The organism is Richelia intracellularis HH01 (assembly GCF_000350105.1).
GTDB lineage: Bacteria > Cyanobacteriota > Cyanobacteriia > Cyanobacteriales > Nostocaceae > Richelia > Richelia intracellularis.
Genome location: NZ_CAIY01000063.1, coordinates 1 through 2,500, shown reverse-complemented (window position 1 = coordinate 2,500; position 2,500 = coordinate 1). Strand labels below are relative to the sequence as shown.

The 2,500-nt window shown below is 48.7% G+C and carries 2 tRNA genes and 2 rRNA genes (1 of these 4 cut by a window edge); all 4 read right to left on the bottom strand.

The window, feature by feature from the left end:
• Positions 1-192 (bottom strand): 23S ribosomal RNA (locus tag RINTHH_RS07255) (it extends 2,686 nt beyond the left edge of the window).
• Between the two features lie 255 nt (positions 193-447).
• Positions 448-520: transfer RNA gene (locus tag RINTHH_RS07250), tRNA-Ala, on the bottom strand.
• Between the two features lie 51 nt (positions 521-571).
• Positions 572-645 (bottom strand) — tRNA-Ile (locus RINTHH_RS07245).
• 150 nt (positions 646-795) lie between these two features.
• A 16S ribosomal RNA gene (locus tag RINTHH_RS07240) occupies positions 796-2,285 on the bottom strand.
• The 16S and 23S rRNA genes sit together here with 2 tRNA genes alongside, the layout of an rRNA operon.
• Positions 2,286-2,500: the final 215 nt, after the last annotated feature.

The following is a 2,500-nucleotide window of genomic DNA, read 5'->3' as shown; positions in this document are numbered from 1 at the left end:
CTAAGATGTTTCAGTTCGCTGGGTTCGTTCTTGTCTACCTATATATTCAGTAGAAAGTATTAAAGGTTGCCCTATTCGGAAACCCCCGGCTCAAAGCTTGCTTCCAACTCCCCGGGGCATATCGTCGGTAACCACGTCCTTCTTCACCTCTGTGTGCCTAGGTATCCACCATTAGCCCTTTGTAGCTTGACCACTTGATATTTTCATACAGTTTCTACTTCAACGAGCTAAAATACTCATGTCTGTTTCTACTGCCTGCTATTTTCACGTTACTTATGCAGTTTTCAAGGTTCTGGCTGGAAATGACCCAGCAGTCTGAAAGTATAAACAATTCAGTTGCAGGGTTTTCCTAGTAATCTTCAAATATTAGGACGCTACGAGCTCTCTCCTATCTGGCACAGTTAAAAACAGGGCCCAAAGGGGAGTAAAATCGACAGAACTATCCACTGGAGGTTAGCGGACTCGAACCGCTGACATCCTGCTTGCAAAGCAGGCACTCTACCAACTGAGTTAAACCCCCACAGAAATTCTAGTGTGTTGACTAATCAACCCCAAACCTAAAATTCCCAGGTGGGCCATCCTGGACTCGAACCAGGGACCTCACCCTTATCAGGGGTGCGCTCTAACCACCTGAGCTAATAGCCCCTAAACCCTAATCTTAGTTCTTTCAAGTCCTAATTAAAACCAAACCTGATTATATAGTTTGAAGCACCTAGCATCTAAATACTGACCGACCTAAGTTTGACCTTCCTGCTATCATCAGTTTCAGATGAGCAAGTGGTTAGGTCTCCCTTAAAAGGAGGTGATCCAGCCACACCTTCCGGTACGGCTACCTTGTTACGACTTCACCCCAGTCACCAGTCCTACCTTCGGCATCCCCCTCCTAATAAGGTTAGGGTAACGACTTCGGGCGTGACCAGCTTCCATGGTGTGACGGGCGGTGTGTACAAGGCCCGGGAACGAATTCACTGCAGTATGCTGACCTGCAATTACTAGCGATTCCTCCTTCACACAGGCGAGTTGCAGCCTGCGATCTGAACTGAGCCATAGTTTATGAGATTTGCTCACTCTTGCGAGTTGGCTGCCCTTTGTCTATAGCATTGTAGTACGTGTGTAGCCCAGGATGTAAGGGGCATGATGACTTGACGTCATCCCCACCTTCCTCCGGTTTGTCACCGGCAGTCTCTCTAGAGTGCCCACCCTAAGTGCTGGCAACTAAAAACGAGGGTTGCGCTCGTTGCGGGACTTAACCCAACATCTCATGACACGAGCTGACGACAGCCATGCACCACCTGTGTTCGCGCTCCCGAAGGCACCTTCCCGTTTCCAGGAAGTTCGCGACATGTCAAACCCTGGTAAGGTTCTTCGCGTTGCATCGAATTAAACCACATACTCCACCGCTTGTGCGGGCCCCCGTCAATTCCTTTGAGTTTCACACTTGCGTGCGTACTCCCCAGGCGGGATACTTAACGCGTTAGCTACGGCACTGTCCGGGTCGATACAGACAACGCCTAGTATCCATCGTTTACGGCTAGGACTACTGGGGTATCTAATCCCATTCGCTCCCCTAGCTTTCGTCCCTCAGTGTTAGTTACGGCCTAGCAGAGCGCTTTCGCCACCGGTGTTCTTCCTGATATCTACGCATTTCACCGCTACACCAGGAATTCCCTCTGCCCCGAACGCACTCAAGTCTTGTAGTTTCCACCGCCGTTATGAGGTTGAGCCTCACGCTTTAACAGCAGACTTACAAAACCACCTGCGGACGCTTTACGCCCAATTATTCCGGATAACGCTTGCATCCTCCGTATTACCGCGGCTGCTGGCACGGAGTTAGCCGATGCTTATTCCTTAAGTACCGTCATTGTGTTCTTCCTTAAGAAAAGAGGTTTACAACCCAAGAGCCTTCCTCCCTCACGCGGTATTGCTCCGTCAGGCTTTCGCCCATTGCGGAAAATTCCCCACTGCTGCCTCCCGTAGGAGTCTGGGCCGTGTCTCAGTCCCAGTGTGGCTGATCATCCTCTCAGACCAGCTACTGATCGACGTCTTGGTAGGCTATTACCCCACCAACTAACTAATCAGACGCGAGCTCATCTCTAGGCAATAAATCTTTCACCTTCCGGCACATCCGGTATTAGCAGTCGTTTCCAACTGTTGTCCCCGACCTAGAGCTAGATTCTCACGTGTTACTCACCCGTCCGCCACTAACTCCGAAGAGTTCGTTCGACTTGCATGTGTAATGCATACCGCCAGCGTTCATCCTGAGCCAGGATCAAACTCTCCGTTTTGTTACGATAAGTTTGCTTTTAGCTCACTTCAAGAGTTATAAATTGTTTCTAAAACTCTTTGCGTTTTTCAATGTGTTTACAACCAATAATTAGATGCTGTATACTTGCTTCAAACTATATTATTTTCAAGGTTCGGACCATCTGAGCCGCTTTTTTCTTGCTTTCGCTCTTCAGGCACTTTTTAATAATACTCAGATTACGATAATCTGTCAACT